This is a genomic window from Reyranella sp., from assembly GCF_044224635.1.
Taxonomy (GTDB): domain Bacteria; phylum Pseudomonadota; class Alphaproteobacteria; order Reyranellales; family Reyranellaceae; genus Reyranella.
This window is the reverse complement of record NZ_JBGAKA010000002.1, coordinates 57,523-82,743: the sequence shown is the minus strand read 5'-3', so window position 1 is coordinate 82,743 and position 25,221 is coordinate 57,523. Positions and strand designations below refer to the sequence as shown.

Sequence of the window (25,221 nt, the reverse complement as noted above, 5' to 3'; positions counted from 1 at the left end):
TGAAGTCCTGTTGAGATTCGGGACCGCAGGCTCGACAGTAGGCCAGCTCATCTCGCGAGTGACCGATCATGGATGCGATCGACAGGAAGATCGTGGCCCTCCTGCAGGAGGATGCCAGCCTTTCGCTGGCGCAGATCGCCCATCGGGTCGGTCTGTCGCAAAGCCCGTGCTGGAAGCGCATCCAGCGTCTCGAGAAGGCCGGCGTCATCCTGCGCCGCGTGGCGCTGGTCTCGCCTGAATCGATTGGGCTTGGCCTCACGGTGTTCGTGTCGATCGAGACCGGCGATCATTCGTCGGCCTGGCTCGCCAGGTTCGCCCAGACCGTCACCGCCATGCCTGAGGTCATGGAGTTCCACCGCATGGCCGGCGACATCGACTACATGCTGCGCGTTGCCGTGCCCGACATGAAGGCCTACGACACGTTCTACAAGAAGCTGATCGACACCATGCCGCTCAAGAACGTGACCTCGCGCTTCTCGATGGAGCGCATCAAGTCGACCACCTCCTACCCGCTCGCCCTCGAGGTCCGGAACCCGAAGGACGGGAAGAAGAGGGCTTGAGCCCGCCTCGCCACCAGGTGAGTAGTGCCCCCGTAACACGGCGCCTCATGCCCATGGATGGCCACGACATTGGGTGGTTGCCGGGCTTGGTCGGGGCTGGAGCTTGCCGCAAGGCCGGTCTACCGTCGGGGAACCGCCGACCAGCCAGGAGCGTTCCAGTGCCCGTGCATGCCCTCAAGACGTCCAAAGTCGCCGATCTTCGCACCAATGTGTCGCCCGAGGAGTGGCAGGCGCGGGTCGATCTGGCGGCCGCCTATCGCCTGATCGACCTCTACGGCATGTCCGACCTGATCGCCAACCACATCTCGGTGCGGGTGCCCGGCGAGCCCGACGCCTTCCTCATCAACGCCTACGGGCTGCTCTACGAGGAGATCACCGCGTCGAGCCTGCTCAAGATCGACCACGAGGGCAACATCCTCGCCAAGCCGGATTTCGGCACCCTCGACTATGGTGTCAACCGCGCCGGCTTCGTGATCCATAGTGCGATCCACATGGCCAAGCCCGAGATCGCCTGCGTGATGCACACTCACACCTGGGCGGGCATGGCGGTCTCGACCATGAAATGCGGCCTGCTGCCCAACACCCAGACTTCGATGCGCTTCGCAAAGATCAGCTATCACGATTACGACGGCGTGGTGATCAACACCGAGTCCCGCCAGGCGCTGGTCGACAGCCTGGGCGACAACAACGCCCTGATCCTGCGCAACCATGGCCTGCTGACGACCGGCGCCACCATCCCCGAGGCGTTCAACGCCATGCATCGGCTTGAGCTCTCCTGCAAGACGCAGATCGCGGCGATGTCGTGCAACACCAAGCTGATCGAGGTGCCCGCCGACGTGGTCGACGCCACCTACATGAACTACCAGCCGCATGTCCGCCGCCCGTTCGGCCTGCTCGACTGGCCTGCCCTGCTGCGCAAACTCGATCGCATCGATCCGAGTTTCCGCGACTGAGTGGACGCCCGGCCCTCCTCGCTCCGCGCCTTCGCCGCCATCGCCTGCGGCTACTGGACGGCGCCCGGATATCGTGGCGTCGCCTGGTCCCTCACGGCCGGGATGGTGCTGTTCGGCGCGATCAACGTCGGGATCGCGCTCTGGCTCAACATCTGGAACCGTGACTTCTTCAATGCCCTGGAGAAGCGCGATACCGCGCAGCTGGCCGAGCTGCTCTACGTCCTCGCCGCCATCGTCGTGTCGGGCGGCGTCGCCGTGGCCATCCACCTGCATGTCAGGCGGCGCCTGCAGATCAGGTGGCGGACCTGGCTCACCCATGTGACGACGCGGCGCTGGCTGCATGCCGGCCGCCAGTACCAGCTCGGCCTGCTGGCCGACGATCTGGACAACCCGGACGGCCGCATTGCGGAGGATATCCGCGTGTCCTGCGAGCTCGCCGTCGAGTTCGCCCAGAGCATCCTGCAATGCATCCTGCAGCTCATCACCTTCCTCAGCGTGCTGTGGGTGCTCTCCGGCGAGCTGCCGATCAGGATCGGCTCCGTCGAGCTTTCGGTGCCGGGCTACATGGTGTGGGCCGCCGTGCTCTATGCCCTGTTCGGCTCGATCCTCACCTATGCGCTGGGCAGCGGCCTGATCGAGGCCGGCAACGTGCGGCAGGCCCGCGAGGCCGACGTCCGCTCGGTGCTGATCCGCGCCCGCGAGAATGCCGAGGGCATCGCCCTGATGCGCGGCGAAGCCGACGAGCGGACGCGGCTGCGCGATGCCGTGTCCCAGCTTGGCAACGCCTGGCAGGCTCAGACCCGGGGCCAGGGCAGCCTCGCGCTGCTCACCAGCTCGCTCTCCTATGTCGCCCCGGTCATTCCGCTGATCCTGGCGTTGCCGCGCTACCTCGCCGGTGACATCCAGCTCGGTGGCCTGATGCAGACGGCGCAGGCCTTCTCCAACGTGCAGTGGGCGCTGTCCTGGGTGATCGACAATTTTCCACGCTTTGCCGACTGGCGCGCCTCGACCGATCGCGTGGTCCATCTCCACGCCGCGCTGCTCGAGCTCGAGGAGAGCATCGAGGCGAAAGACGGCGAGCACATCGAGGTGACGCCGGGCCAGACCGATCGCCTGGTCCTGCGTGAGCTCGGCCTGTCGCGGCCCGACGGCGAGGCTTTGGTCGCCGAAGCCGAGGTCGAGATCCAGCCCGGGGAAAGGGTCCTGATCCGCGGCCAGTCGGGCAGCGGCAAGAGCACCATCATGCGCGCCATCGCCGGCGTCTGGCCGTGGGGTCACGGGGCTGTCGAGCTGCCGAAGGCCAGCATGGCCTTCATGCCGCAGAAGCCATATTTCCCGCTCGGCACGCTGCGCGACGCGCTCCTCTATCCCGAGCGGCCGCAGGGCGTCGACGACGAGGATCTGCGCGAGGCGCTGCACAAGGTGGGCCTCGATCACCTGCGGGGGCGGCTGGGCGAGACCGAGCGCTGGGACCAGATCCTCTCGGGCGGCGAGCAGCAGCGCGTCGCCTTCGCCCGGGTGCTGATCCAGAAGCCGGCCTGGGTGTTCATGGACGAAGCCACATCGGCGCTCGACGAGGCCGGCCAGGCGAACGTCATGCGATTGCTGGCCGATGACCTTCCGAAGACAGCCGTCGTCAGCATCGGCCATCGTCCGGGCCTCGAGGAATTCCACACCCGCGAGCTCGTGCTCGAGCCCGGCAAGCAGGGCGCGCAGCTCAAGCCGCGGACCGACAGGCTGAGCCTGCGCGACCTCTATCGCCGCATGGCGGCGACCAGCCGGGCCGAGACGACCGGACCGGGCTTCTGGTCGAGCTTCCGGCAGACCCTGCTGGGGCGGTGAGCCTCTCCAATCCTCGTCTTTCACTCTCCTCCCCAGCTTCGCTGAGCGAAGCTGGGGAGGTGCCCCCGTAATCGGGGGCGGAGGGGTCATGAGCCTCAGTCCCGCTGCTCATGACCCCTCCGTCGCCGAAGACGGCGACACCTCCCCAACAGGGTTGGGGAGGAAGATGAGAGAGCGCCCATATGCGGATGGCCTGCGTCATCGGGGGAGGAACATGCAAGATCTGCCGTCATGGAGCTGATCCGGTCGGCGAGAGGAGAAACGATGCAGTGCGAGCTCGATGGCGCGACGATCCACTACGAAGAGCGGGGAGAAGGACGACCGATCGTCTTTCTGCATGGCTGGACGCTCGACCATCGCCTCGAGCTGGTCGATTACGAGCCGATCTTCGAATGGCGCGCCGCTTGGCGCCGCCTCTATCCCGACCTTCCCGGCATGGGGCGATCGACGGCAAAGGCCGGCTTCGCCAACCAGGACGACATGCTGGCCGCCGTGCTCGCTTTCATCGACCGTGTCGCGGGTGGTGAGCGCTTCGTGCTCGCGGGCACGTCACTGGGCGGCTACCTGGCGCGCGCCGTAGCGGTGCGCCGGCGCGCAAGGGTGGCCGGTCTGTTGCTGCGCATGCCGGCCGTCATCGCCGACACCGCGCACCGTACCTTGCCGGCGTTCGAGCCGCTGGTGCGCGACGACGCACTCATTGCCGCTGTCCCCGAAGAGGAACGGACGGCGCTGGGCAACGTCCTCGTGCAGACAACAGACTATCTCGCCGCCGCGCGACAGAAGTCCCGCTCACTCTATCAGCCGGCGATCGCGGCGACGGCGCCGCTCGCCAACGAGATCCGCGCCGACCCGAAGCGCTACGGCTTCTCCTTCGATCTCACCTCCGAGGAGAAGGGCTTCACCGCGCCCACGCTGATCATCACAGGGCGACAGGACACGGTCGTCGGATATCGCGACACGCTGGCCATCCTCGAAAGCTATCCGCGCGCCACCCTCGCCGTGCTCGACGGTGCCGACCACAGCTGGCCAGTCGCGACGCCTCACCTGTTGGCTCCTCTGGTGGACGATTGGCTCGGCCGTATCGCGCTGGCGGAGCGTTCGTAACTCATTGCCGAGAATCGCTTTAACGCTCGGCGGGGTAGCTCGCGATCTCGATCAGGTTGCCGTCCGGGTCGTTGCAATAGACCGAGGTCATGGGGCCGAGCGCGCCGGTCTTGGGCGTCGGTCCCATGACGACCTCGACGTCGCAGGCCTTCAGGTGCTCGACCACCGCATCAGGCGGCTGCCGGGTGATGAAGCAAAGGTCGAGCGCGCCCGGGGCATCGTTGGGCGCCGACACCCAGTCCTTGGCGCCGCTCGGCCGTACGTTGAATTTCTGCCGGCCGAACTTCAGCGCGGTATGTCGATAGTCGCCGAACTCTTCGCGCTGCATGCCGAGCACGCGCTGATACCAGGCGACGGTGGTCTCGACGTCGCGGCAGTTGAGAACGACATGGTCGATGCGGTCGATGGACAGGGCCATGGCAGTGCTCCTTCAGGCAGCGGCTTTGGGTTTGCCGAGAAGGTGATCGGAGATGATGCGCTGCTGGATCTCCGAGGTGCCTTCGAAGATCTTGGTCAGTCGCGCGTCGCGCCAGTAGCGCTCGACGGCGTGCAGGGTGGTGTAGCCGGCGCCGCCGAAGACCTGCAGCGCCTCGGAGGTGACGCGCTCGGCCATCTCGGAGGCGAAGAGCTTCACCATCGCCGCCTCCTTGTCGCAGCGCCGCTTCTGGTCGATCTCGTCGCACACGAAGTAGAGCAGCTGGCGCGCCGCCTCGATCTCGGTCGCCATGCGCGCCAGCCGAAAGCGCGTGTTCTGGAACTCGCCGATCGCCTGGCCGAACTGCCGGCGCTCCTGGGCGTAGGCGGTGGCGTCCTCCAGCGCACCGCGCGCCAGCCCGATCGAGCGCGCCGCGGTGTGGGCGCGCGCCCGCTCGAGGCCGGCGGAGATGTAGTAGAAGGCGCGGCCCTCCTCGCCGATCAGCGCGGAGCCGGGCAGGCGGCAATCGTCGAACGCCAGCTCCCAGGTCTTCCAGCCGAAGTAGCCGATCTTGGGGATCGGCGCGCCCTTGACGCCGGTTGGCAGCGTGCCGCGCGGCTTCTCGATCAGGAAGGACGACAGGCCGACATGCTTGCGCCTCGGATCCGGCGGATCGGAGGTGCGGGCGACCAGCATGATGTAGTCGGCGCCGTCGGCGAAGGTGCACCAGTATTTGTTGCCGTTGATCACCCAGTCGTCGCCGTCGCGGCGGGCGCGGCAGGAGATGCTGCCGAGGTCGGAGCCGACATTGGGCTCCGACATGGCTGCAGCGCCCAGAAATTCGCCGCGGGCGGCGCGCGGCAGGAACACCGCGCGCTGCGCGTCGGTCATGCCGCGCCCGGCCGAGAGGCCGTTGCCGCGGGCGATGATCGAGGCGACGCTCATCCAGGCGCGCGCCAGCTCCTCGGTGATCAGGCAGTACTCGAACACGCCCAGCCCCAGGCCGCCATACTGCTCGGGGATGACGATGCCGAAATAGCCCATGTCGGCCAGCTTCTGGATCAGCTCGCGCGGAATGTCGCCTTTCTCCGGATCGAGCTTGTTGGCGACCGGCAGGACCTCCTTCATGGCGAAGGCGCGCGCGGTCTCCTGGATCAGGCGGCGCTCGTCGGTCATGTAGCCCATGGCAATTCTCCCTTCGTTGCCCCAGCATAGCAGCCCAATCGTTGGTCCAACCTGACCGCCGTTCCATCGGAGGACTAAAAATGCTGAAGGCCCTGCTGGCCGCGCTCGCGCTCTTTCTCTCTGCGGCCGTGGCGCGGGCGGACGACTGGCCGAGCCGGCCGATCACCGTGCTGATGGGCTTTCCGGCAGGCTCGGGCGTCGATGTCGTCGCCCGCATGCTGCAGCCCTCGCTCGAGAAGTCGCTCAACCAGCGCCTGGTGCTCGACTACAAGACCGGCGCCGGCGGCAACGTCGCGTCGGAGGTGATCGCCAACGCCAGGCCCGACGGCTATTCGTTCCTGCTCGGCACGGCGGCGACGCATGGCGTCAATCCGGCGCTGTACCCGAAGCTCAGCTTCGACGTCGAGGCCGACTTCACGCCGGTCTCGACCCTGGTCGACGTCTCCAACGTGCTGACCATCAACCCCGACGTGATCGACGCCAAGTCGGTGTCGGACTTCATCGCCAAGGTGAAGGCTGCTCCGGCCAAGTACAACTACGCCTCGACCGGCAACGGCACCGGCACGCATCTCGCCTTCGCCGAGTTCAACGCCAAGGCCGGGCTCGACATGGTGCACGTGCCCTATCGCGGCGGGCCCGATGCGTTGCAGGCGGTGCTGAAGGGCGACGTGTGCTGCATCTTCAACCAGGTGCAGACGGTGCTGCAGCAATATCGCGCCGGCAAGGTGCGGCTGCTGGGTGTCACCACGAAGAAGCGCGTGGCGGCGATCCCCGACATCCCGACCATCGACGAGGCGGGCCTGCCAGGCTACGAGAGCTACACGTGGTTCGCGATCTTCGGCCCCAAGGGCCTGGATGCGGCGATCACTCAGAAGTTCAACGCGGCGATCAAGATGGCGCTGGCCGATCCCGAGACCCAGAAGAAGCTCGCCGAGCTCGGCAACACGCCGCGCTACGAGACGGTGGAACAGTTCAAGGCGACCGTGAAACGCGACCGCGCCCGCTGGGCCGAGGTCGTGAAGGCGGTCGGAGCGAAGGTGGACTGACATGAAGCACAGCATCGACCGGATCCTCACCACCCATGTCGGCAGCCTGCCGCGCAACCCGGTGCTGAGCGAGCTGCTGATCCGCGACGAGGCGGGCGAGGCGGTCGACAAGGCAGCCCTTGCGCGCGAGTCCGAAGCCGCGGTGCGCCATGTCGTGGCCGAGCAGGCCGCCGCCGGCATCGACGTGCTGAACGACGGCGAGCAGCCGCGCGTCGGCTTCCAGACCTACGTGGCGCAGCGCATGACCGGCTTCGGCGGCGAATCCAGGCGCCCGCGCTCGCCCGACTACACGCGCTTTCCGATCTGGGCGGCGCAGATGGCCCAGCGCCTGTCGCGGCGCGCCAAGGTCACCAACGCGCCGCAGGCGGTGGCCGACGTGGCCTACGACGACCTGACGGCGGCCAGGGAGGAATGCCGCATGTTCCGCGCCGCGCTCGACGGCCTGAAGGAGCCGCCGGCCGAGGCCTTCATGACGGCGGCGTCGCCCGGCATCATCGCCACGACGCTGCTCAACGCGCATTACGACAGCCACGAAGCCTATGTCTTCGCGCTGGCCCGGCAGATGCGCAAGGAATACGAGCTGATCGCCAAGGACTTCCTGCTGCAGATCGATGCGCCGGACCTCGCGATGGAGCGCGGCGTCCTGTTCCAGGACAAGAGCAACGCCGAGTTCGTGAAGATCGCCGAGATGCATGTCGCGGCGCTGAACGAGGCGCTCGCCGGCATCCCGCCCGAGCGCGTGCGCCTGCATTGCTGCTGGGGCAACTACGAGGGCCCGCACCTGCACGACATCCCGATGCAGGAGATCCTGCCGGTGCTCTACGGCGCCAAGGTCGGCGGCCTCAGCATCGAGTTCGCCAACCCGCGCCACCAGCACGAATACGCCGCGCTCAAGAAGAACAGGCTGCCCGACCGCTTCGTGCTGCTGCCCGGGGTGATCGATTCGCTCACCAACTTCGTCGAGCACCCCGAGGTGGTGGCCAACCGCATCTGCGAGGCGGTCGATGCGGTCGGCGACCGCAGCCGCGTCATCGCCTCGGTCGATTGCGGCTTCGGCACCTTCGCCGGCAGCCAGTTCGTCGCCGAGGACGTGGTCTGGCCCAAGCTCAAGGCCTGCCGCGAGGGCGCGGACATCGCGAGCAAGAGGTTGTGGGGACGGGCCACATAAGCCCCCTTCGCCATCGCTGTTTCAGGTTACGATTTCTGCGCGAGAGTGCACCGTGCGACCAAACTGCCCCAGCAACAGAAACGGTGATGCCCGGATGGGGAGGCTGCCCGCGAGCGAATTGGCCGGGCGCTTGAAGCGTCGAAGTCTCATCTTCGGGGCCGCGAGCATTGCCACCGTTGCACCCGCTTTCGCCCAGCGCCCGGGCCACCCGTTCCGCATCGGGTATCTTGGCAGCGGCAGCCCGTCGGAATCGGCGTTCGCGCAGTTCGCCGGCGGTCTCGCACGGATCGCCTGGGTGGAAGGTCGCGACTACGTGCTGAAGGCACGCTTCGCGGATTCCGACCTGTCGCGGCTGTCGGGCTTGCTCGACTCGCTCCTGGTCGACGGCATCGACGTGCTGGTGGTCATCGGCGCTTCGACACGAGTTGTTCCCGAGGCCGAGCGCAAGGTGCCGGTCGTCTTCTCGTTCAGCGGCGATCCGGTTGCTGCGGGGTACGTTCGCAGTCTCGCCCGTCCCGGCGGCAATGCCACCGGCAATTCCCAGATGATGTGGGAGCTGGTCGGCAAGCGGCTGGAGATTCTTCGTGAGATCGCGCCGGAGGCGCGGCGCACCCTGGTGGTGCAAAGTCCCGATCATCCCGGCGAGCGAGAGGAGCGAAGCCTGACGCTCAAGGCTGGAATGCAACTCGGTCTCGAGATGGTGGTGCGGCCGGTGCACGACCGCGGCAGCCTGGAAGCAGCGCTGGCGGCCCCGGAGGCGGCGGCGTGCGACTCCCTGATCTGCTTCACCGACGCCGTGACCATTGCAAACCGCAAGATGATCGCCGAGCATGCCAGGCAGCGGCGCCTTCCGAGCGTCTTTCCGAGGCGCGAATTCTGCGAGGTGGGCGGGCTTGCAAGCTATGGCCCGAACATAGCCTCGCTGACGGGCCAGCTCGCGCTATTCGTGCAGCGCATCGCCAGAGGGTCGAAAGCGGGCGAGATTCCGGTGGAATGGCCGACGCTGATCGAGACGGTCGCCAACGTGCAGACAGCCAAGATGATCGGGCGTGAGCTGCCTGTCACATTCCTGTCCCGTGCCGACGACGTGATCTCTTGACTTGCGTGACCGCGAGATGCGCGCGGCCTGCTCCCCCACATCGCGTTCGCGAGGCGTGCCTCCCGCCACCGAATGCTGGCTCCGTCAGTTGGCCCGATTGCCAAGCTCACGGTGAGCTGTTTGATCAGGCAAGATCGGTATTGGCGAAGTCGTTGCCCTTGTAGAAGAGCGACACGCCGAGCGACTTCGCGCATGCGTAAGCGAAGCAATCTCCGAAGTTGAGGTCAGCGACGTGGCCGACTGCCTTGCCGTAGCGTGCGCCGGCCTCCATCGCCAATCGTCCGACCTCCGCAGAGATCGCAATCTCATCCGCAGCGATGTCTTCGGCAAATGCTTCGACGGCTTTGGACATCTGTCTCAAGAGTTCGGGAGACGGCTTCCTGCCTTTCGATTTCTGACGGGCAAGAGCGACAGAGGCCTCGAATTTCACCAACGGGGAAACGAAGAACGGTCCGTGCGCTGCCGCCAGTCGCTTCTCGAGTTCCTCGTAGCCGGATTCGCGACCGAGAATGGAAACGATCGCCGATGCATCGAGGAACATTACTTCTCGTTCCACATCTCGTCGGTGAACTTTTTCATGTCAAAAGTCGGATCGCTCGGACCCGCTGCATCGGCCAGCGCCTTGGCGCGCGCCAATCGCTCCCTGAGGGGCAGGTTGCGTCGCGCCGCCGTCAGTTGGGCTTGAAGAGCGCTGCGAACGGCCTCGGTTTTGGTCTTCGCCTTGGTGAGCCTGCGAACCTCTTCTGCAAGCGCATCAACCTCGGCATCTCGAATGAAGAGAGCCATTGGATATCTCCATGAGATATATGGATATCACAAGTAGATATATAGGGACAAGTTCCCCAGCAAGGGGAGATTGGTGAACGGAAGCCTCTGATTTGATTGGGTTTTCTGTCTGGAGTGCTGTAGTTGGGGAAAGCTGACACCGGGATGCAGCCTACGCCGCGTCCTCCCGGATCATCGCCGCGCCCTTCTCGCCGATCATGATCGTCGGCGCGTTGGTGTTGCCGGTGGTGAGCGTCGGCATCACCGAGGCGTCGATCACGCGCAGGCCCTGCACGCCACGCACGCGCAGGCGCGAGTCGACGACGGCGCGCGGATCCTCGCCCATCTTGCAGGTGCCGACCGGGTGGTAGAGCGTGTTGCCGGCGCGGCGGGCGTAGGCGAGCAGCTCGGCGTCGCTCTTGAGGTCGGGACCGGGGCTGGTCTCGCCCAGGCTGTGCGGGGCCAGCGCCGGGGAGGCGAAGATGCGGCGCACGTGGCGCACGCCGCTCAGCAGCGCCAGCTCGTCGGTGCGGGTCGTGAAGTAGTTGGGCCTGATCGCCGGGCGGGCGAACGGATCGGCCGACTCGGCCATGATGGTCCCGCGCGAGTCGGGCTTCACCACGCAGACGACGCAGCTCATCGCCGGCTTGTCGTCGAGCTGGCCGAACTTCAGCGTGTTGGTGCTGCCGGGCGTGAACAGCAGCTGCAGGTCGGGCGAGGCGAGGCCCTCGCGGCTGTCGCAGAACACCTGCGCCGTGGTGACTCCGAAGGTGAGCGCGCCCTTGCCCGTGAGAAAGAACCGCGCGATCTCGGGCAGCACGCCGGGGAAGCGCGCCAGCTCGTTCACCGTCGGCGTGCCCTGCACGCGATTGACGACACGGACCACATAGTGGTCGATCAGGTGCGAGCCGACGCCCGGCAGGTCGTGCACGACGGGAATGCCGAGCGACTGCAGGTGCGCCGCCGGGCCGACGCCGGAGATCTGCAGGATGTGCGGCGAGTTCACCGTGCCGCCCGACACGATGACCTCGCGGTTGGCGCGCACCGTGGTGAGATTGCCGCCGCGCCGGAAGGTGACGCCGGTGCAGCGCTTGCCCTCGAACAGCAGCGTGCCGCCCTGCGCATCGGTCTCGACCCGCAGGTTGGGCCGGCCGCGCGCCTCGCGCAAGAAGGTCTGCGCCGTCGAGCCGCGCCAGCGGCCGCGCCGCGTCATCTGCGAGTAGCCGACGCCGTAGCGCTGCTTGCCATTGAGGTCGGGATTGAACGGGAAGCCCGCCTGCTGGGCGGCTTCGACGAAGCGATGGGTGAGCGGCAGGATGGTGCGGTAGTCCTCGACCTTGAGCGGCCCGCCTTGGCCGCGCACCTCGGGGTCGCCTTTCTGGACGTAGTGCTCCGACTTCATGAAGTAGGGCAGCACCTCGTCGTAGGTCCAGCCGCGGCAGCCCATCTGCGCCCAGCCGTCGAAGTCGGCGGGCGCGCCGCGCACGTAGAGCATGCCGTTGATCGACGACGAGCCGCCCAAGGTGCGGCCGCGCGGCCAGTCGAGGCGCCGCTCGCCCGAGCCCTTTTCCGGCTCGGTCGTGTAGTTCCAGTTGACCAGCGGGTTGCGCAGCAGCGAGCGCATGCCGGCCGGGATATGGATCATCGGATACCAGTCGCTCGGCCCGGCCTCGAGCAGGATCACCGACGCCCCGCTCTCCGACAGTCGGGCGGCAACGGTGCAGCCTGCCGAACCGGCCCCGACGACCACGTAATCTGCCTGCATGTGCGCTACTCCCTCATATTCTTTTTCTTCCGGACCGCGCGCGTCCCGTCCCTTCTGTCGTCCTGAACGAAGTGAAGGACCTCATCGCCGGTGGCCACGAGAGTGCTCTGGCACTTCTGGCGATGAGATCCTTCGCTAACGGCGCGGTAAACCGCGCCTTGCTCAGGATGACAGAGGAGGTAGGCGCCGCTCGCTCAAATTGGCGTCGTCGATGATTCATCAGATCGTCCCGACGCGCTTGTCGCGCGGCACGAAGTAGTTGGTGGGCGCGAGCTCGGGGTCTTCCTGCTCGAACATGTTCTGCACGTGACGGGCAGCGTCGGCCTTGAACAGGCCGTGCGAGATCGCCTGGACCACGCGCGTCGCACCGATGAAGAGTCCCGGGATGTCGCCCGCCAGGGCGCCGTGGCTCATGATGCTGCCCCAGTTGAAGAGATGGATGTCGCCGAGCCGCGGCGTCGCATCCGGCGTGCGTTCCTGCATCTCGAAACCCGGGCCGAGATAGGGATAGAGCGCTGCTTCCGGATTTGCCGCCGCCTCGGCGGCTGGGCGGACATCGCCCCATGATTTGACGTTGGCGGCGAAGGCAGCGAGCTCGCTCACGCGCGCCAGGTCGACATCGAAGCCGGTCCCGAACAGGACCGCGTCGAAGCGCTCCGTGGCCTTGGTCGTCTTCACCGTGACGCCGTCCTGCTCGACGATCACGTCGGTCCACGGTTCGGCGAAGCGGAACGAGAAGCCGGGCAATTTCTGCACGCGCAGCACCGATTCGTGCGGCGGCGGCGAGCCGGCCGCCAGCATGTAAGTGTAGATCTTCCAGCGCCAATCGTCGTCGAGCGTGCCCTGGCCGCGCTGGAATCCGGGAAACGACACGCCCTTGGACTTGTTGACCTGGGGCAGGTGCTGCCGGCGGGCATAGCAGATCGCTTCGCGCGCGCCGGCCTCGAGCGCGGTCGCGGCATTGTCGATTGCCGTCGCCAGCACGCCCAGAACGCCGATGCGCTTGCCGGCCAGGCGGTCGAAATCGATGTCCTCCAGCGTGTGGAAGACGAGGCCGCGGCGCTTCGGATCGGCCGGATCGAACGATGGAAATCTCGGCCAGCGGAAGCCGCCTGCCCCGTCACGGCCATTGGCCATGACGACCTTGCGCGCATGCACGAGCTCGCCGTTGGACAGCCGGGCGCGCAGCAGGTCGCCGGCCGGCTCGAGCGTCTGCAGGGCGAGGCCGTTCTCGACCGGCAGGCCGACGACCTCGCGCACCCACAAGAGGTAGTCCAGCCAGTCGAGGCGGGCGATCTTGTAGAGCCTGGCCCAGCCGTCGCGCCCGTGCTGCGCCTCGTACCAGGCGCGGAAGGTGAGCGCGGGGATGCCAAGATCAGGCCCTGTCAGGTGCTTGGGCGAGCGCAGGATCGGCATGCGCGCCGTGGTGTTCCACGGCCCCTCCTTGCCGTGCGGCGCGCGCTCGATCACCCGGATGTTGCGGATGCCCTCGCGCAGCAGGCCCCAGCCGACGGTCTGGCCGCACATGCCGGCGCCGACCACCAGCACATCGAGCACGCGCCGGCCGTCGGGTCCGGTGCGCTCGGGCACCCAGTTGGCCGGCGGATAGTTGAGGCAGGCGAGATCGTGGCGTGCCGCATCGGCGAGCGCTGCCAATCCCGCAGCGCGGCTGGCTTTCGAATCTGCCTCGACAACACCGACCATGCGTGCTCTCACCCCTCGCAGGTTCCATAGCAGGGCAATGCCAGGGAGAAAATGCCATGCGCGGTCGGCAGGTATTCATGGAAACGCTGGCGGCGCACGGTGTCGACCGCATCTTCGGCAATCCCGGCACCACCGAGAGCCCCTTGCTCGATTCGCTGCACGACTATCCGCAGATCGAGTACGTCGTGCACCTGCACGAAGGGGTGGCGGTCGGCGCGGCGAACTTTTACGGCCAGGCGAGCGGCAAGACCGCGTTCGTGAACCTGCATGTCGCGCCGGGCCTCGGCAACGCCATCGGCATGATCTACGGCGCGCTCAAGAACAACACCGCCATGGTGGTGACGGCGGGCCAGCAGGACACGCGGCTGCGCCTGCGCGACCCGGTGCTCGGCCACGACCTCGCGGCGATGGCGGCGCCGGTCACCAAGTGGAGCGTCCAGGTCGAGACCGCCGACGAGCTCGGCCCGATCCTGCAGCGCGCCTTCAAGATCGCCAACGAGGCGCCGGCCGGGCCGGTGTTCGTCGCCCTGCCGATCAATGTCATGGAGCAGGAGACCAGCGTGCCGCCCGGCAGGCCGGGGCAGAGCTTCGCCCGCAGCCAGCCCGACCCGGCCGGCATCGCGGCGATGGCGGAGCTGCTCCGGACGGCGAAGACCCCGGCCATCGTTGCCGGCGACGAGATCGCCCGCGCCGGCGCCGACGGGGCGCTGGTGTCGCTGGTCAATCGCATCGGCGCCGCGGTGTGGTTCGAGGGCCTGCGCGGACGCAACAGTTTCCCGACCGAGCACCCGGCGTGGCGCGGCACGCTTGCCTTCGATGCGCCCGGCCTCGCCCGCCAGCTCGCCGGCAACGACCTTGTGCTGATGGTCGGCGGGCCGTTCTTCGAGGAAGTGTGGTACGCGCCGGGCTCGCCCTTCCCGGCGGGCTGCAAGGTGCTGCAGATCGAATCGGCGCCGGCGAGGCTCGCCTACAATTTCGCGCTCGACGCCGGCGTGATCGCCGATGTCGGCGCAGCCCTGGAGGCCCTGGTCCACGCCGTCGGCGGGTTCAGCGCCGCGGTCGCCAGGGTGCGGATGAATCAGCTCGAGGCGCAGAAGCAGGCCGAGGCGGCGGGGCAGAAGGCGCGCGTCGAGAAGGCGTGGGCGCGCACGCCGACCTCGATGGCGCGTGCCATGGCCGAGATCCGCGCCGGTGCGCCGGCCGAGGCGATCGTGGTCGACGAGACCATCACGGCCAACCTCGACCTGTTCAAGACCTTCAGCTTCGACGGCCCGATGGACTATTTCAGCGGCCGCGGCGGCGGCATCGGCCAGGGCGTCGCCGGCGCGATCGGCGTGGCGGTGGCCGAGCCGAAGCGCCCGGTGCTCTGCGTGTCGGGCGACGGCTCGTCGATGTACTCGATCCAGGCACTGTGGACCGCGGCGCATCACGACCTGCCGATCGTGTTCGTGATCCTCGCCAACCGCGAGTACCGCGTGCTGAAGCACAACATCGACGCCTACCGCCAGCGCTTCGATGTGAAGTCCAACAAGCCCTACATGCACATGGATCTGACGGGCCCGATGCTGGGTTTCGTCGACATGGCCAAGGGCATGGGCGTCGCCGGCACCCACGTGACGAAAGCCGACGATATCCAGGGCGCCATCGCCGACGCCTTCAGATCAGGCAAGCCGCATCTGATCGAGATCGAGATCGAAGGGAAGCGCTGACCTCGCTGTCGCCGAAGGAGCGCGCCCCCCTCTTGTCATCCTGAGCGCAGCGAAGGATCTCATCGCCGCTTGCTCGGCGGTTAATGTACCTTGGGGGGAGACTTAGAGAGGACTTGCAACCGACGGCTGGAGATGTTTCGCTTCGCCCAGCACGACATCGGTGAGCCATGGGCGACCGTCGCTACTTCGTCTACATCATGACGAGCAATTCCCTCAGCACCATGTACATCGGCGTGACGAACGATCTGGGCCGGCGTGTCTTCGAGCATCGCTCGGGAGCGGGAAGCGAATTTGCGCAGAAGTATCGGGTGACCCGCTTGGTCTATGCCGAGGAGTACGAAAATCCCACGGACGCCATCACCCGAGAGAAGCAGCTCAAGGGATGGAAGCGAATCCGCAAGAATGAGCTGGTCCGCGCCGCCAATCCGGATTGGAGCGACTTGATGCCTGAGGATCCACGCGCACCTCTGTCATCCTGAGCGTAGCGAAGGATCTCATCGCCAGAGGTCGCCAAACACACCGCAGCAAGCGGCGATGAGATCCTTCGCTACGCTCAGGATGACAAGAGAGAGCGGCTCAGCCTGGGGCTGAGGTCCCCTTGACGAGGGGGCAGACCCTCACCCCGCGAGCGCGCGTACCTTGGCCTGGTGGGCGCGGGCGGCGCCGGTCAGCATGGGGAGGTCGTTGCCGGCGAGCACCAGCTTCATGCCCTTGCCGATATACATCTTCAGCAGGTCTTCGCCGTAGGCGCCGCCCATGCCGGCCCATTTGCCGTGCTTGGTGCAGGCGGCGACCAGCTTGTCGGCGGCGGCCTGGATCTTGGGATGGCCGTTCTCGCCCGGGATGCCGAGCTCCATCGAGAGATCGCTCGAGCCCATCAGCAGGCAGTCGATGCCCGGCACGGCCGCGATCGCCTCGGCGTTCTCGACCGCCTTGGGCGTCTCGATCATCACCGTGACCAGGGTGTTGTCGTCCATCGCCTTGGTCATCTCGCCGAGCGGCATCGGGGTGTAGTCGAACTGCGCCTGGCCGCCGCCCACCGAGCGATGGCCGCGCGGCGGGTAGCGCAGCTTGTCGGCGATCTCCTTGGCCTCCTCGGCCGTGTCGACGTGCGGGATGACGACGCCCAGGGCGCCGCCGTCGAGCACCCGGGTCGCCATGGTGAGCTCGCCGTAGGGCACCCGCACGATCGGCGCGATGCCGGAATCCTGCGACGCCACGGCGATCTCGCAGGCCGTCTCGATCGACATGACGCCGTGCTCGAGATCGAGGAACAGCCAGTCGAAGCCGGCCGACTTCATGACCTTGATGATGTCGACGTTGCGCACCAGGCGGATGCCGATGCCCAATGCCAGCTCATTCTTGCGCAATCGTGCCTTGGCGGCGTTGATCGCCTGCGCCATGCTCTCTCCTCCACCTCGTTTTGCGACAGGCTAGACGCCATGACCTTCCATGTCGAACGAATCGATCACGTCGTTTTGCGGGTCAACGATCTGCCGGCCATGGTCCGCTTCTACGAGCAGGCGCTGGGCTTCAACGTCGAGCGCCGCCTCGACCGCCTCAACCTGGTGCAGATGCGCGCCGGCGCCTCGATGCTCGACCTGGTCCTGAGCGACGCCAAATCCGCGGCGCCCAACATGGACCATCTGTGCTTCCGGATCGAGCCGTTCGACCGGGCGGCGATCGAGGCCCGCCTCGGCCCGCTCGGGATCTCGGTCGGCGAGACCTTCCAGCGCTATGGCGCCGAGGGCACCGGCCCGTCGGTCTATTTCCACGACCCGGAGGGCAACCAGATCGAGCTCAAGGGGCCGGCGGCTTAGGACGCAGGGGGCTCGCCGCCGCTTTGGCCCTTGGCCGTTGCACACTATCTGCTAGCCTCCCGGGTCACGGGTAACGAACACCACGCCGGCCGACGACGTCGGCAAGGGCGTGCCGTCTGGGAGGAGCGTTCATGCGCAACCGGGTGGCCGTGTTGGCCGCGACCATCGCCGCCGTGATGTCGGCGGCGCCGTCATTCGCCCAGAAGCAGGGCGGTACCCTCAGGATTTCTCATCGCGACAATCCGCCCAGCGCCTCGATCCACGACGAGGCGACCATCTCGGTCAACCAGCCCTTCATGGCGGTGTTCAACAATCTCGTCTTCTTCGATCCCAACCAGAAGATCAACGCGCCAGACAGCATCGTGCCCGAGCTCGCGGAGAGCTGGTCGTGGAACGACGACAAGACCCGGCTCACCTTCAAGCTGCGCCAGGGCGTGAAATGGCACGACGGCAAGCCGTTCACCAGCGCCGACGTCAAGTGCACCTGGGATTCGGTGCGCGGCAAGGGCGACGAGAAGCTCGACATCATCCGCAAGAGCCCGCGCAAGATCTGGTACATCAACCTCGAGGAGGTGACGACCAACGGCGACCACGAGGTCACCTTCAGGCTCGGCCGGCCGCAACCCTCGTTCCTGTCGATGCTGGCGAGCGGCTATTCGCCGGTCTATGCCTGCCACGTGCCGGGCCGCGACATGCGCTCCAAGCCGATCGGCACTGGCCCCTTCAAGGTGGTCGAGTTCAAGCGCAACGAATCGATCAGGCTGGTGCGCAATCCCGACTACTGGAAGAAGGGGCGTCCCTGGCTCGACGCGATCGACTGGAAGATCGTGCCCAACCGCAGCACGCGCATGCTGGGCTTCACTGCCGGCGAGTTCGACATGACGTTCGATTCGGATGTCACGTTTCCGATGCTGAAGGACGTCAAGGCGCAGAAGCCCGACGCGGTCTGCGAGGCGCGGCCGACCGGCGTCAGCGGCAATATCCTGGTCAACCGCGACAAGCCGCCGTTCGACAACCCGCAGATCCGCCGCGCCATGGTGCTGGCGATCGACATCCAGGCATTCTCCGACATCATGAGCCAGGGCAACGATCTCGACGGCGCCGTCATGCTGCCGCCGCCGGCCGGCTTCTGGGGCATGCCCAAGGATATGCTGCCGAAGCTGCTCGGCCATGCTCCTGATGTCGAGAAGAGCCGCTCCGAGGCGCGCCAGATCATGGAGGGGCTGGGTTACAGCCCCGCCAAGCCGCTCAAGATCAAGATGTCGACGCGCAACATCCCGAGCTATCGCGACGCGGCGGTGATCCTGATCGACCAGTTCAAGAAGATCCACATCGATGCCGAGCTCGAGACGATCGACACCACGGTCTGGCACGCCAAGATCCAGCGCAAGGACTACACGGTGGGCATGAACCGCACCGGCGTGGGCGTCGATGATCCCGATGTCAATTTCTACGAGAACTATCATTCGACGTCGGACCGCAACTACACGGGCTACAACAATCCCGAGGTCGACCGGCTGATCGACCTGCAATCGGCCGAGGCCGACATCGGCAAGCGCAAGAAGATCGTGTGGGAGATCGAGACCATACTTGCCGATGATGCCGCCCGACCGATGATCGGCTATGGCGTCGCCAACACCTGCTGGACACCGCAGTTCAAGGGTCTGGTGCTGCAGCACAACAGCATCTTCAACGGCTGGCGCTTCGAGGAGGTGTGGCTGGAGCGGTGAGGGGCTCATGTCCCTCCCCGGCTTCGCTGGGGAGGTGTCACCGTCTTACGGTGACGGAGGGGTCATGAGCAGCGGGACTGAGGCTCTTGACCCCTCCGCCCCGTATGATGGGGCACCTCCCCAGCGAAGCTGGGGAGGAGACCAGGGGGCGGCCACTCCTCGCTTCGCGGAAGCAAACCCGATCGAATTGAGAGGCCCCTCTGCCCGGATCGCGGCTCGCGGCCGCATTAGCCCTTGGCCCTTGCACATTATCTGCTAGCCTCCCGGCCGACGGGGAATCAAACGAACGCGCCGGACAACGGAGCGACCGCCGGCGTGGTGTCTGGGAGGACGTAGACGGTATGCGTACAATAGTGGCTTTGGCGGCCGGGACATGCGTTGCCTTGATGTCGGCGGCCGGGCCGGCGCTGGCCCAGAAGCAGGGCGGCACCCTCAAGATCTCGCATCGCGACAATCCGCCGAGCGCCTCGATCCACGAGGAGGCGACCATCTCGGTCAACCAGCCCTTCATGGCGGTGTTCAACAACCTCGTGTTCTTCGACCCTGCAAAGAAGATCAACAGCCCGGATGGCATCGTGCCCGAGCTGGCCGAGAGCTGGGCGTGGAACGACGACAAGACCCAGCTCACCTTCAAGCTGCGCCAGGGCGTCAAGTGGCACGACGGCAAGCCGTTCACCAGCGCCGACGTCAAGTGCACCTGGGACGCGGTGATGGGCAAGGGCGACGACAAGCTCGACATCATCCGCAAGAGCCCGCGCCGCGTCTGGTACATCAACCTGCAGGAAGTGACGACCAAGGGCGACAGCGAGGTCACCTTCAAGCTCGGCCGGCCGCAACCCTCGTTCCTGTCGATGCTGGCGGCCGGCTACTCGCCGGTCTATGCCTGCCACGTGCCAGGCCGCGACATGCGCTCCAAGCCGATCGGCACCGGACCGTTCAAGGTCGCCGAGTTCAAGCGCAACGAATCGATCAAGCTGGTGCGCAATCCCGACTACTGGAAGAAGGGGCGGCCGTATCTCGACGTCATCGACTGGAAGATCGTGCCCAACCGCAGCACGCGCATGCTGGGCTTCACCGCCGGCGAGTTCGACATGACGTTCGATTCGGACGTCACCTTCCCGCTGCTGAAGGACGTCAAGGCGCAGAAGCCCGACGCGGTGTGCGAGGCGCGGCCGACCAACGTCAGCTCCAACATCCTGATCAACCGCGACAAGCCGCCGTTCGACAATCCGCAGGTCCGCCGCGCCATGGTGCTGGCGATCGACAACAAGTCGTTCCACGAGATCCTGAGCCAGGGCCATGATCTCGACGGCGCCACCATGCTGCCGCCGCCGGCCGGCTACTGGGGCATGCCCAAGGAGATGCTGCCCGGCATTCTCGGCCATTCGCCCGACGTCGAGAAGAGCCGCGCCGAGGCGCGCAAGATCATGGAAGGGCTGGGCTACAGCGCCGAAAAGCCGCTCAAGATCAAGGTGGCGACACGCAACATCGCCATCTATCGCGATCCCGCGGTGATCCTGATCGACCAGCTGAAGAAGATTCACATCGACGGCGAGCTCGATCCGATCGACACCACGGTCTGGTACAACAAGATCCAGCGCAAGGACTACCAGGTGGGCATGAACCTCACCGGGGCCGGCGTCGACGACCCCGACGTCCAGTTCTACGAGAACTACTACTCGACCTCGGACCGCAACTACACCGCCTACAAGAACCCCGAGATCGACAAGCTGATCAACCAGCAGTCGGCCGAGGCCGATGTCGAGAAGCGCAAGAAGCTCGTTTGGGAGATCGAGGCCAAGCTGGCCGCCGACACCGCCCGGCCGATCATCGGCTACAACGTCTCCAACACCTGCTGGACGCCGCAGGTCAAGGGCATCTTGCTGCAGACCAACAGCATATACAACGGCTGGCGTTTCGAAGACGTCTGGCTCGACCGGTAGGGCCCCTCTCCATGCACCGCCGCCATCCCCTTTCTCCAATCCCTCCCCCGTCATCGGGGGAGGTGCCCCGTCATACGGGGCGGAGGGGGGAAGCGTCAGTCGAGATTCATGAAATTTCGACGTCGGAATCGGAAAGGTCTCGACTGAGGCCTTCCCCCTCCGGCCCTGCGGGCCACCTCCCCCGTATGACGGGGGAGGCATATGAGCTCTCGGTAATGAGAGGCTAGTCAATGGGCTCCTACCTCGTCCGACGCCTGCTGCTGATGGCGCTCACCCTGTTCGGCATGTCGGTGCTGATCTTCGTCATGCTGCGGCTGGTGCCGGGCGACATCTCCGACATCCTGGTCGATGCCGCCGGCATCGCCGATGCCAAGGAGAAGGCCAAGATCGCCAAGGAGCTCGGCCTCGACCTGCCGATCATCGAGCAGTACGGCAAGTGGATCGGCGGCCTGTCGCGCGGCGATCTGGGCTTCGCCTACGTCTCGGAGCGGCCGGCGATCGAGGAGATCGCGCCGCGCATCCCGATCAGCGCCAAGCTCGCCGGCATGGCGCTGGTCATCTCGGTGCTGATCGGCGTGCCGTTCGGCGTCATCAGCGCGGTGCGCCAGAACACCGGCCTCGACTACTCGCTGCGCGTCATCAGCCTCAGCGGCCTGTCGCTGCCGTCGTTCTGGCTCGGCCTCCTGGTGCTGATGGCGGCGGTGCACTGGTTCGGCACCATCCCGATCTATTCCAACGAGCCGCGCAGCTTCCTGCAGGAGGTGGGATTGCTGGCGATCCCCGCCGCGGTCGTGGGTTTCCGAAGTTCGGCGCTGATCATGCGGCTCACCCGCTCGTCGATGCTCGAGGTGATGCGCCAGGACTACATCCGCACGGCGCGCTCCAAGGGCGCCTCGACGATGTCGGTCAATTACGACCACGCGCTGCGCAATGCGCTGCTGCCGGTCGTCACCATCGTCGGCATCGAGGCGGCATTTTTGGTGGGCGGCCTGATCGTCACCGAGACCGTGTTCAACATCCCGGGCGTCGCCCGCTTCCTGGTCGAGGCGATCCGCTGGCGCGATTACCCGATCGTGCAGAACCTGGTGATGCTGATCGCCTTCGTGGTGGTCGTGGTGAATTTCCTGGTCGACATGGCCTACATGGCCCTCGACCCCCGCATCAAGTTCGCGGACTGAGCCATGACCACAACCCAAAAGATCGAGGTCTGAGTCATGACAACAACCCAAAAGATCGAGGTCTGAGTCATGACAACGATCGACCATGATGCCGAGCTGGCCCGCGCCGGCGCCAACGTCACCGGCCTGGGCGGCCAGCTCGCCTTCCTTGCCCGGCGCTATCCTCTGGGCGCGGTCGGCGCGTTCATCGTGCTGGTCTTCGTGCTGACCGCGGTGTTCGCCAATTTCATCGCGCCGTTCGACCCGACATCGACCGACGCCAAGGCCTCGCTCGCCCCGCCCGGCCGCATCTTCTGGCTGGGCGCCGATTTCATGGGCCGCGACATGTTCAGCCGCATCGTGTTCGGCGCCCGCATCTCGCTCGCCGTCGGCGTCGGCGCCACCCTGCTGGGCGGCGTGCTGGGCGTGTCGATCGGCCTGATGAGCGGCTATCTCGGCGGTTCTTTCGATCTCCTCACGCAACGCCTGTTGGACATCATGCAGTCGCTGCCGCTCCTGGTCATGGCCCTGGTCATGGCGGCGGCGCTGGGACCGTCGCTCGAGAACACCATCATTGCCATCGCCATCCCGCTGGTGCCGACGGTGGCCCGCATCGTGCGCTCCAACACCCTGTCGCTGCGCGAGCAGCCGTTCGTCGAGGCGGCGCGCGCGGTCGGCATGGGCGAGCTGCGCATCGCTGTCCGCCACGTGCTGCCCAACACCCTGGCGCCGCTGATCGTGCTCGCCACCGCCCAGCTCGGCTCGGCCATCCTGGTCGAGGCCTCGCTCTCCTTCCTGGGCCTCGGCATCCCCGAGCCCTATCCGTCGTGGGGCCGCATGCTGTCGGAATCGGCCGCCGAGTACGTGCGCACGGCGCCATGGCTGGTGATCTTCCCGGGCGTCGCCATCAGCCTGACGGTATTCGGCACCAACCTTCTGGGGGATGCCTTGCGCGACATCCTCGATCCCCGGCAACGCTCGTGAGAGGCCAGCGTTCATGACGGCTCTTCTCGAGGTCGAGGATCTCGGCACCTGGTTCTACACGCGGCAGGGCATCGTCAAGGCGGTCGACGGCGTCGATTTCCAGGTCGCCTCGGGAGAGACCCTGGCGATCGTCGGCGAGTCGGGTTGCGGCAAGAGCATGACGGCGCTGTCGCTGATGCGCCTGATCCCCGATCCGCCGGGCCGCATCGTCTCGGGCGCCGTGCGGCTGGCCGGCCGCGATCTCCTGAAGCTCAGCGAAGACGAGATGCGCGGCGTGCGCGGCAACGACATCTCGATGATCTTCCAGGAGCCGATGACCTCGCTCAACCCGGTGATGACCATCGGCAAGCAGATCTCCGAGGCGCTGATCCTGCACCGCGACATGGATCGCAAGCAGGCGCTGAAGCGGGCCATCGAGATGCTCGACCTGGTGCGTATCCCCGAGCCCAAGCAGCGCGCCAAGGAGTATCCCCACCAGCTGTCGGGCGGCATGCGCCAGCGCGCCATGATCGCCATGGCGCTCGCCTGCAACCCGAAGGTGCTGATCGCCGACGAGCCGACGACGGCGCTCGACGTCACCATCCAGGCCCAGATCCTCGAGCTGATCGTCGAGCTGCAGCGCGAGTTCGGCGCCGCCGTGATCCTGATCACCCACGATCTCGGCGTCGTCGCCGAGACGGCGCGGCGGGTCATCGTCATGTATGCCGGCCGCAAGGTCGAGGAGGCCGAGGTCGGCGAGCTGTTCGCGCGGCCGATGCATCCCTACACCATGGGCCTGCTGGCCTCGATCCCGCGCCTCGACCTGATGCGCGGCGAGGTCGAGCGGGTGGGCCAGCGCCTGCAGGAGATTCCCGGCATCGTGCCGCCGTTGTTCGACCTGCCGGAAGGTTGTGCCTTCGCGCCGCGCTGCGAGCGTGCCGACGATCTGTGCCGGCGCGAGCGCCCGGCCTACCAGGAGAAGCGGCCCGGCCACTGGGCCGCCTGCTGGCACAGCAATGGTTGAGATGTCCTCTTCCGCTGGGACCGCGCCACTCCAGTGGCGCCTCGATCCTCCTCCCCAGCTTCGCTGGGGAGGTGTCCGCGTCTTCGCGGACGGAGGGGTCATGAGCAACGGGACTGGGGCTCATGACCCCTCCGTCGCCGTAAGACGGCGACACCTCCCCAGCTTCGCTGGGGAGGAGATTGATCATCGCGCCCCCAGCAGGATCATTCCATGACCGCTGCCACCCTCGCCAACGCCCCAGTGCTCGAGGTCGACGACCTCAAGAAGCACTTCCCGGTGCGCAAGGGCCTGCTGCGGCGCACCGTTGGCCACGTCTACGCCGTCGATGGCGTCAGCTTCACCATCGGCGTCGGCGAGACGCTGGGCCTGGTGGGCGAGAGCGGCTGCGGCAAGACCACGGCCGGCCGCGCCGTCCTGCGCCTGATCGAGCCGACCTCGGGCAAGATCGAGGTCGGTGGCACCGACATCACCCGGCTCGGCAAGGCCGAGATGCGGCCCTATCGCCGGCAGATGCAGATCATCTTCCAGGACCCGTTCTCCTCGCTCAACCCGCGCATGACTGCCGGCGAGATCGTGGGCGAGCCGCTGCTGGTGCACGGCGTCGCCAGCAAGCGCGAGCGCGAGGAGCAGGTCGCGGCGCTGTTTGCCCGCGTTGGCCTCAGGCCGGCGCAGATGACCAACTACCCGCACCAGTTCTCGGGCGGCCAGCGCCAGAGGATCGGCATCGCCCGCGCGCTGGCGCTGGGCCCCAAGCTGATCGTCGGCGACGAGCCGGTGTCGGCGCTCGACGTCTCGATCCAGGCCCAGGTGATCAACCTCCTGCAGGACCTGCAGCGCGAGCGCCAGCTCTCCTACCTGTTCATCTCGCACAACCTCGCAGTGGTGGAACATATCAGTCACCAGATCGCCGTGATGTATCTCGGCCGCATCGTCGAGCATGCCGACACGCGCTCGATCTTCACCCGGCCGCAGCACCCCTACACCGAGGCCCTGCTGTCGGCCGTGCCGGTCCCCGACCCGTCGATCCGCCGCCAGAAGCGGGTTCTGCAAGGCGACGTGCCGAGCCCGGTCAAGCCGCCGCCGGGCTGCCATTTCCACACCCGCTGCCCCTACGCCGTAGCCCGCTGCAAGGTCGAGTCGCCCCCGCTCCGCGAAATCGCCCCGGGCCACCGGGTGTCCTGCCATTTGAGGTGACTCTTCTCCTCCCTAGCGTCTTCGCTGGGGAGGTGTCCGCGTAATCGCGGGCGGAGGGGTCATGAGCCTCAGTGA

General features: G+C 66.6%; 23 protein-coding genes. 16 read left to right on the top strand and 7 right to left on the bottom strand.

The window, feature by feature from the left end:
- Nucleotides 1-68: 68 nt before the first annotated feature.
- The 4 genes from ACILR9_RS02170 to ACILR9_RS02155 all read left to right on the top strand — a co-directional run bounded on the left by ACILR9_RS02170 (nt 69) and on the right by ACILR9_RS02155 (nt 4,459).
- On the top strand, nt 69-560 hold the full coding sequence (locus ACILR9_RS02170) for an Lrp/AsnC family transcriptional regulator (protein ID WP_395708244.1): 492 nt from the start codon (nt 69-71) through the stop codon (nt 558-560).
- Between the two features lie 158 nt (nt 561-718).
- A complete protein-coding gene (locus ACILR9_RS02165) occupies nt 719-1,513 on the top strand; it encodes a class II aldolase/adducin family protein (protein ID WP_395708243.1) in 795 nt (264 codons plus the stop codon).
- Nucleotides 1,514-3,355: an ABC transporter ATP-binding protein/permease gene (locus ACILR9_RS02160; protein WP_395708242.1), complete on the top strand. Its 1,842-nt coding sequence runs from the start codon at nt 1,514-1,516 to the stop codon at nt 3,353-3,355.
- 264 nt (nt 3,356-3,619) lie between these two features.
- Complete coding sequence (locus ACILR9_RS02155) at nt 3,620-4,459, top strand: alpha/beta fold hydrolase (protein WP_395708241.1); 840 nt, start codon at nt 3,620-3,622, stop codon at nt 4,457-4,459.
- Nucleotides 4,460-4,478: 19 nt separating this feature from the next.
- On the opposite strand, the gene ACILR9_RS02150 is transcribed toward ACILR9_RS02155, so the two are convergent.
- Together ACILR9_RS02150 and ACILR9_RS02145 are read right to left on the bottom strand one after the other, a co-directional pair.
- Nucleotides 4,479-4,877, bottom strand: coding sequence for a VOC family protein (locus tag ACILR9_RS02150; protein WP_395708240.1), 399 nt, complete (start codon nt 4,875-4,877; stop codon nt 4,479-4,481).
- 12 nt (nt 4,878-4,889) lie between these two features.
- Complete coding sequence (locus ACILR9_RS02145) at nt 4,890-6,059, bottom strand: acyl-CoA dehydrogenase family protein (RefSeq protein WP_395708239.1); 1,170 nt, start codon at nt 6,057-6,059, stop codon at nt 4,890-4,892.
- An 80-nt stretch (nt 6,060-6,139) separates the two neighbouring features.
- Between ACILR9_RS02145 and ACILR9_RS02140 the strand changes: the two genes are divergently transcribed.
- From ACILR9_RS02140 to ACILR9_RS02130, 3 genes are all read left to right on the top strand, one after another.
- Nucleotides 6,140-7,105: a Bug family tripartite tricarboxylate transporter substrate binding protein gene (locus ACILR9_RS02140; protein ID WP_395708238.1), complete on the top strand. Its 966-nt coding sequence runs from the start codon at nt 6,140-6,142 to the stop codon at nt 7,103-7,105.
- A gap of 1 nt (nt 7,106) precedes the next feature.
- Entirely contained in the window at nt 7,107-8,273 is a 1,167-nt protein-coding gene (locus tag ACILR9_RS02135; protein ID WP_395708237.1) for a cobalamin-independent methionine synthase II family protein, read from the top strand.
- Nucleotides 8,274-8,403: 130 nt separating this feature from the next.
- Nucleotides 8,404-9,372 (top strand): ABC transporter substrate-binding protein, encoded by a 969-nt coding sequence (locus ACILR9_RS02130; RefSeq protein ID WP_395708236.1) that lies wholly within the window; start codon nt 8,404-8,406, stop codon nt 9,370-9,372.
- 124 nt (nt 9,373-9,496) lie between these two features.
- Here ACILR9_RS02130 and ACILR9_RS02125 read toward each other — a convergent pair whose 3' ends face one another.
- The 4 genes from ACILR9_RS02125 to ACILR9_RS02110 form a co-directional block, all read right to left on the bottom strand.
- Nucleotides 9,497-9,913 carry a type II toxin-antitoxin system VapC family toxin gene (locus tag ACILR9_RS02125; RefSeq protein ID WP_395708235.1) on the bottom strand — a complete coding sequence of 139 codons (417 nt, stop codon included), beginning with the start codon at nt 9,911-9,913 and terminating at the stop codon, nt 9,497-9,499.
- Complete coding sequence (locus ACILR9_RS02120; protein ID WP_395708234.1) at nt 9,913-10,158, bottom strand: type II toxin-antitoxin system VapB family antitoxin; 246 nt, start codon at nt 10,156-10,158, stop codon at nt 9,913-9,915. Before ACILR9_RS02120 ends, ACILR9_RS02125 begins: the two co-directional genes overlap by 1 nt.
- Before the next feature lie 151 nt (nt 10,159-10,309).
- The gene (locus tag ACILR9_RS02115; RefSeq protein ID WP_395708233.1) at nt 10,310-11,902 is read right to left on the bottom strand and encodes a GMC family oxidoreductase; all 1,593 of its coding nucleotides are present in this window, start codon (nt 11,900-11,902) and stop codon (nt 10,310-10,312) included.
- Between the two features lie 219 nt (nt 11,903-12,121).
- Complete coding sequence (locus ACILR9_RS02110) at nt 12,122-13,606, bottom strand: FAD/NAD(P)-binding protein (protein ID WP_395708232.1); 1,485 nt, start codon at nt 13,604-13,606, stop codon at nt 12,122-12,124.
- Nucleotides 13,607-13,662: 56 nt separating this feature from the next.
- On the opposite strand from ACILR9_RS02110, the gene ACILR9_RS02105 reads away from it, so the two are divergent.
- Both ACILR9_RS02105 and ACILR9_RS02100 read left to right on the top strand, forming a co-directional pair.
- The gene (locus ACILR9_RS02105; RefSeq protein ID WP_395708231.1) at nt 13,663-15,315 is read left to right on the top strand and encodes a thiamine pyrophosphate-binding protein; all 1,653 of its coding nucleotides are present in this window, start codon (nt 13,663-13,665) and stop codon (nt 15,313-15,315) included.
- A gap of 167 nt (nt 15,316-15,482) precedes the next feature.
- On the top strand, nt 15,483-15,794 hold the full coding sequence (locus ACILR9_RS02100) for a GIY-YIG nuclease family protein (RefSeq protein WP_395708230.1): 312 nt from the start codon (nt 15,483-15,485) through the stop codon (nt 15,792-15,794).
- Between the two features lie 138 nt (nt 15,795-15,932).
- Here ACILR9_RS02100 and ACILR9_RS02095 read toward each other — a convergent pair whose 3' ends face one another.
- A complete protein-coding gene (locus ACILR9_RS02095) occupies nt 15,933-16,718 on the bottom strand; it encodes an HpcH/HpaI aldolase/citrate lyase family protein (RefSeq protein WP_395708229.1) in 786 nt (261 codons plus the stop codon).
- Between the two features lie 39 nt (nt 16,719-16,757).
- On the opposite strand from ACILR9_RS02095, the gene ACILR9_RS02090 reads away from it, so the two are divergent.
- The 7 genes from ACILR9_RS02090 (at nt 16,758) to ACILR9_RS02060 (ending at nt 25,146) form a co-directional block, all read left to right on the top strand.
- Entirely contained in the window at nt 16,758-17,135 is a 378-nt protein-coding gene (locus ACILR9_RS02090; RefSeq protein ID WP_395708228.1) for a VOC family protein, read from the top strand.
- Nucleotides 17,136-17,266: 131 nt separating this feature from the next.
- Complete coding sequence (locus tag ACILR9_RS02085) at nt 17,267-18,865, top strand: ABC transporter substrate-binding protein (protein WP_395708227.1); 1,599 nt, start codon at nt 17,267-17,269, stop codon at nt 18,863-18,865.
- A 341-nt stretch (nt 18,866-19,206) separates the two neighbouring features.
- Entirely contained in the window at nt 19,207-20,808 is a 1,602-nt protein-coding gene (locus ACILR9_RS02080; protein ID WP_395708226.1) for an ABC transporter substrate-binding protein, read from the top strand.
- Between the two features lie 230 nt (nt 20,809-21,038).
- A complete protein-coding gene (locus tag ACILR9_RS02075) occupies nt 21,039-21,986 on the top strand; it encodes an ABC transporter permease (RefSeq protein ID WP_395708225.1) in 948 nt (315 codons plus the stop codon).
- A 69-nt stretch (nt 21,987-22,055) separates the two neighbouring features.
- Nucleotides 22,056-22,949 (top strand): ABC transporter permease, encoded by an 894-nt coding sequence (locus ACILR9_RS02070; protein WP_395708224.1) that lies wholly within the window; start codon nt 22,056-22,058, stop codon nt 22,947-22,949.
- 13 nt (nt 22,950-22,962) lie between these two features.
- Complete coding sequence (locus ACILR9_RS02065) at nt 22,963-23,952, top strand: ABC transporter ATP-binding protein (RefSeq protein WP_395708223.1); 990 nt, start codon at nt 22,963-22,965, stop codon at nt 23,950-23,952.
- A gap of 210 nt (nt 23,953-24,162) precedes the next feature.
- Complete coding sequence (locus ACILR9_RS02060) at nt 24,163-25,146, top strand: ABC transporter ATP-binding protein (RefSeq protein ID WP_395708222.1); 984 nt, start codon at nt 24,163-24,165, stop codon at nt 25,144-25,146.
- Nucleotides 25,147-25,221: the final 75 nt, after the last annotated feature.

What these genes read in the sequence shown, in the direction of transcription:
- ACILR9_RS02170 (WP_395708244.1), top strand. Translation starts at nt 69, where the DNA reads ATGGATGCGATCGACAGGAAGATCGTGGCCCTCCTGCAGGAGGATGCC.
- ACILR9_RS02155 (WP_395708241.1), top strand. Translation starts at nt 3,620, where the DNA reads ATGCAGTGCGAGCTCGATGGCGCGACGATCCACTACGAAGAGCGGGGA.
- ACILR9_RS02150 (WP_395708240.1), bottom strand. Translation starts at nt 4,877, where the DNA reads ATGGCCCTGTCCATCGACCGCATCGACCATGTCGTTCTCAACTGCCGC.
- ACILR9_RS02145 (WP_395708239.1), bottom strand. Translation starts at nt 6,059, where the DNA reads ATGGGCTACATGACCGACGAGCGCCGCCTGATCCAGGAGACCGCGCGC.
- ACILR9_RS02140 (WP_395708238.1), top strand. Translation starts at nt 6,140, where the DNA reads ATGCTGAAGGCCCTGCTGGCCGCGCTCGCGCTCTTTCTCTCTGCGGCC.
- ACILR9_RS02135 (WP_395708237.1), top strand. Translation starts at nt 7,107, where the DNA reads ATGAAGCACAGCATCGACCGGATCCTCACCACCCATGTCGGCAGCCTG.
- ACILR9_RS02125 (WP_395708235.1), bottom strand. Translation starts at nt 9,913, where the DNA reads ATGTTCCTCGATGCATCGGCGATCGTTTCCATTCTCGGTCGCGAATCC.
- ACILR9_RS02120 (WP_395708234.1), bottom strand. Translation starts at nt 10,158, where the DNA reads ATGGCTCTCTTCATTCGAGATGCCGAGGTTGATGCGCTTGCAGAAGAG.
- ACILR9_RS02115 (WP_395708233.1), bottom strand. Translation starts at nt 11,902, where the DNA reads ATGCAGGCAGATTACGTGGTCGTCGGGGCCGGTTCGGCAGGCTGCACC.
- ACILR9_RS02110 (WP_395708232.1), bottom strand. Translation starts at nt 13,606, where the DNA reads ATGGTCGGTGTTGTCGAGGCAGATTCGAAAGCCAGCCGCGCTGCGGGA.
- ACILR9_RS02105 (WP_395708231.1), top strand. Translation starts at nt 13,663, where the DNA reads ATGCGCGGTCGGCAGGTATTCATGGAAACGCTGGCGGCGCACGGTGTC.
- ACILR9_RS02100 (WP_395708230.1), top strand. Translation starts at nt 15,483, where the DNA reads ATGGGCGACCGTCGCTACTTCGTCTACATCATGACGAGCAATTCCCTC.
- ACILR9_RS02095 (WP_395708229.1), bottom strand. Translation starts at nt 16,718, where the DNA reads ATGGCGCAGGCGATCAACGCCGCCAAGGCACGATTGCGCAAGAATGAG.
- ACILR9_RS02090 (WP_395708228.1), top strand. Translation starts at nt 16,758, where the DNA reads ATGACCTTCCATGTCGAACGAATCGATCACGTCGTTTTGCGGGTCAAC.
- ACILR9_RS02085 (WP_395708227.1), top strand. Translation starts at nt 17,267, where the DNA reads ATGCGCAACCGGGTGGCCGTGTTGGCCGCGACCATCGCCGCCGTGATG.
- ACILR9_RS02080 (WP_395708226.1), top strand. Translation starts at nt 19,207, where the DNA reads ATGCGTACAATAGTGGCTTTGGCGGCCGGGACATGCGTTGCCTTGATG.
- ACILR9_RS02075 (WP_395708225.1), top strand. Translation starts at nt 21,039, where the DNA reads ATGGGCTCCTACCTCGTCCGACGCCTGCTGCTGATGGCGCTCACCCTG.
- ACILR9_RS02070 (WP_395708224.1), top strand. Translation starts at nt 22,056, where the DNA reads ATGACAACGATCGACCATGATGCCGAGCTGGCCCGCGCCGGCGCCAAC.
- ACILR9_RS02065 (WP_395708223.1), top strand. Translation starts at nt 22,963, where the DNA reads ATGACGGCTCTTCTCGAGGTCGAGGATCTCGGCACCTGGTTCTACACG.
- ACILR9_RS02060 (WP_395708222.1), top strand. Translation starts at nt 24,163, where the DNA reads ATGACCGCTGCCACCCTCGCCAACGCCCCAGTGCTCGAGGTCGACGAC.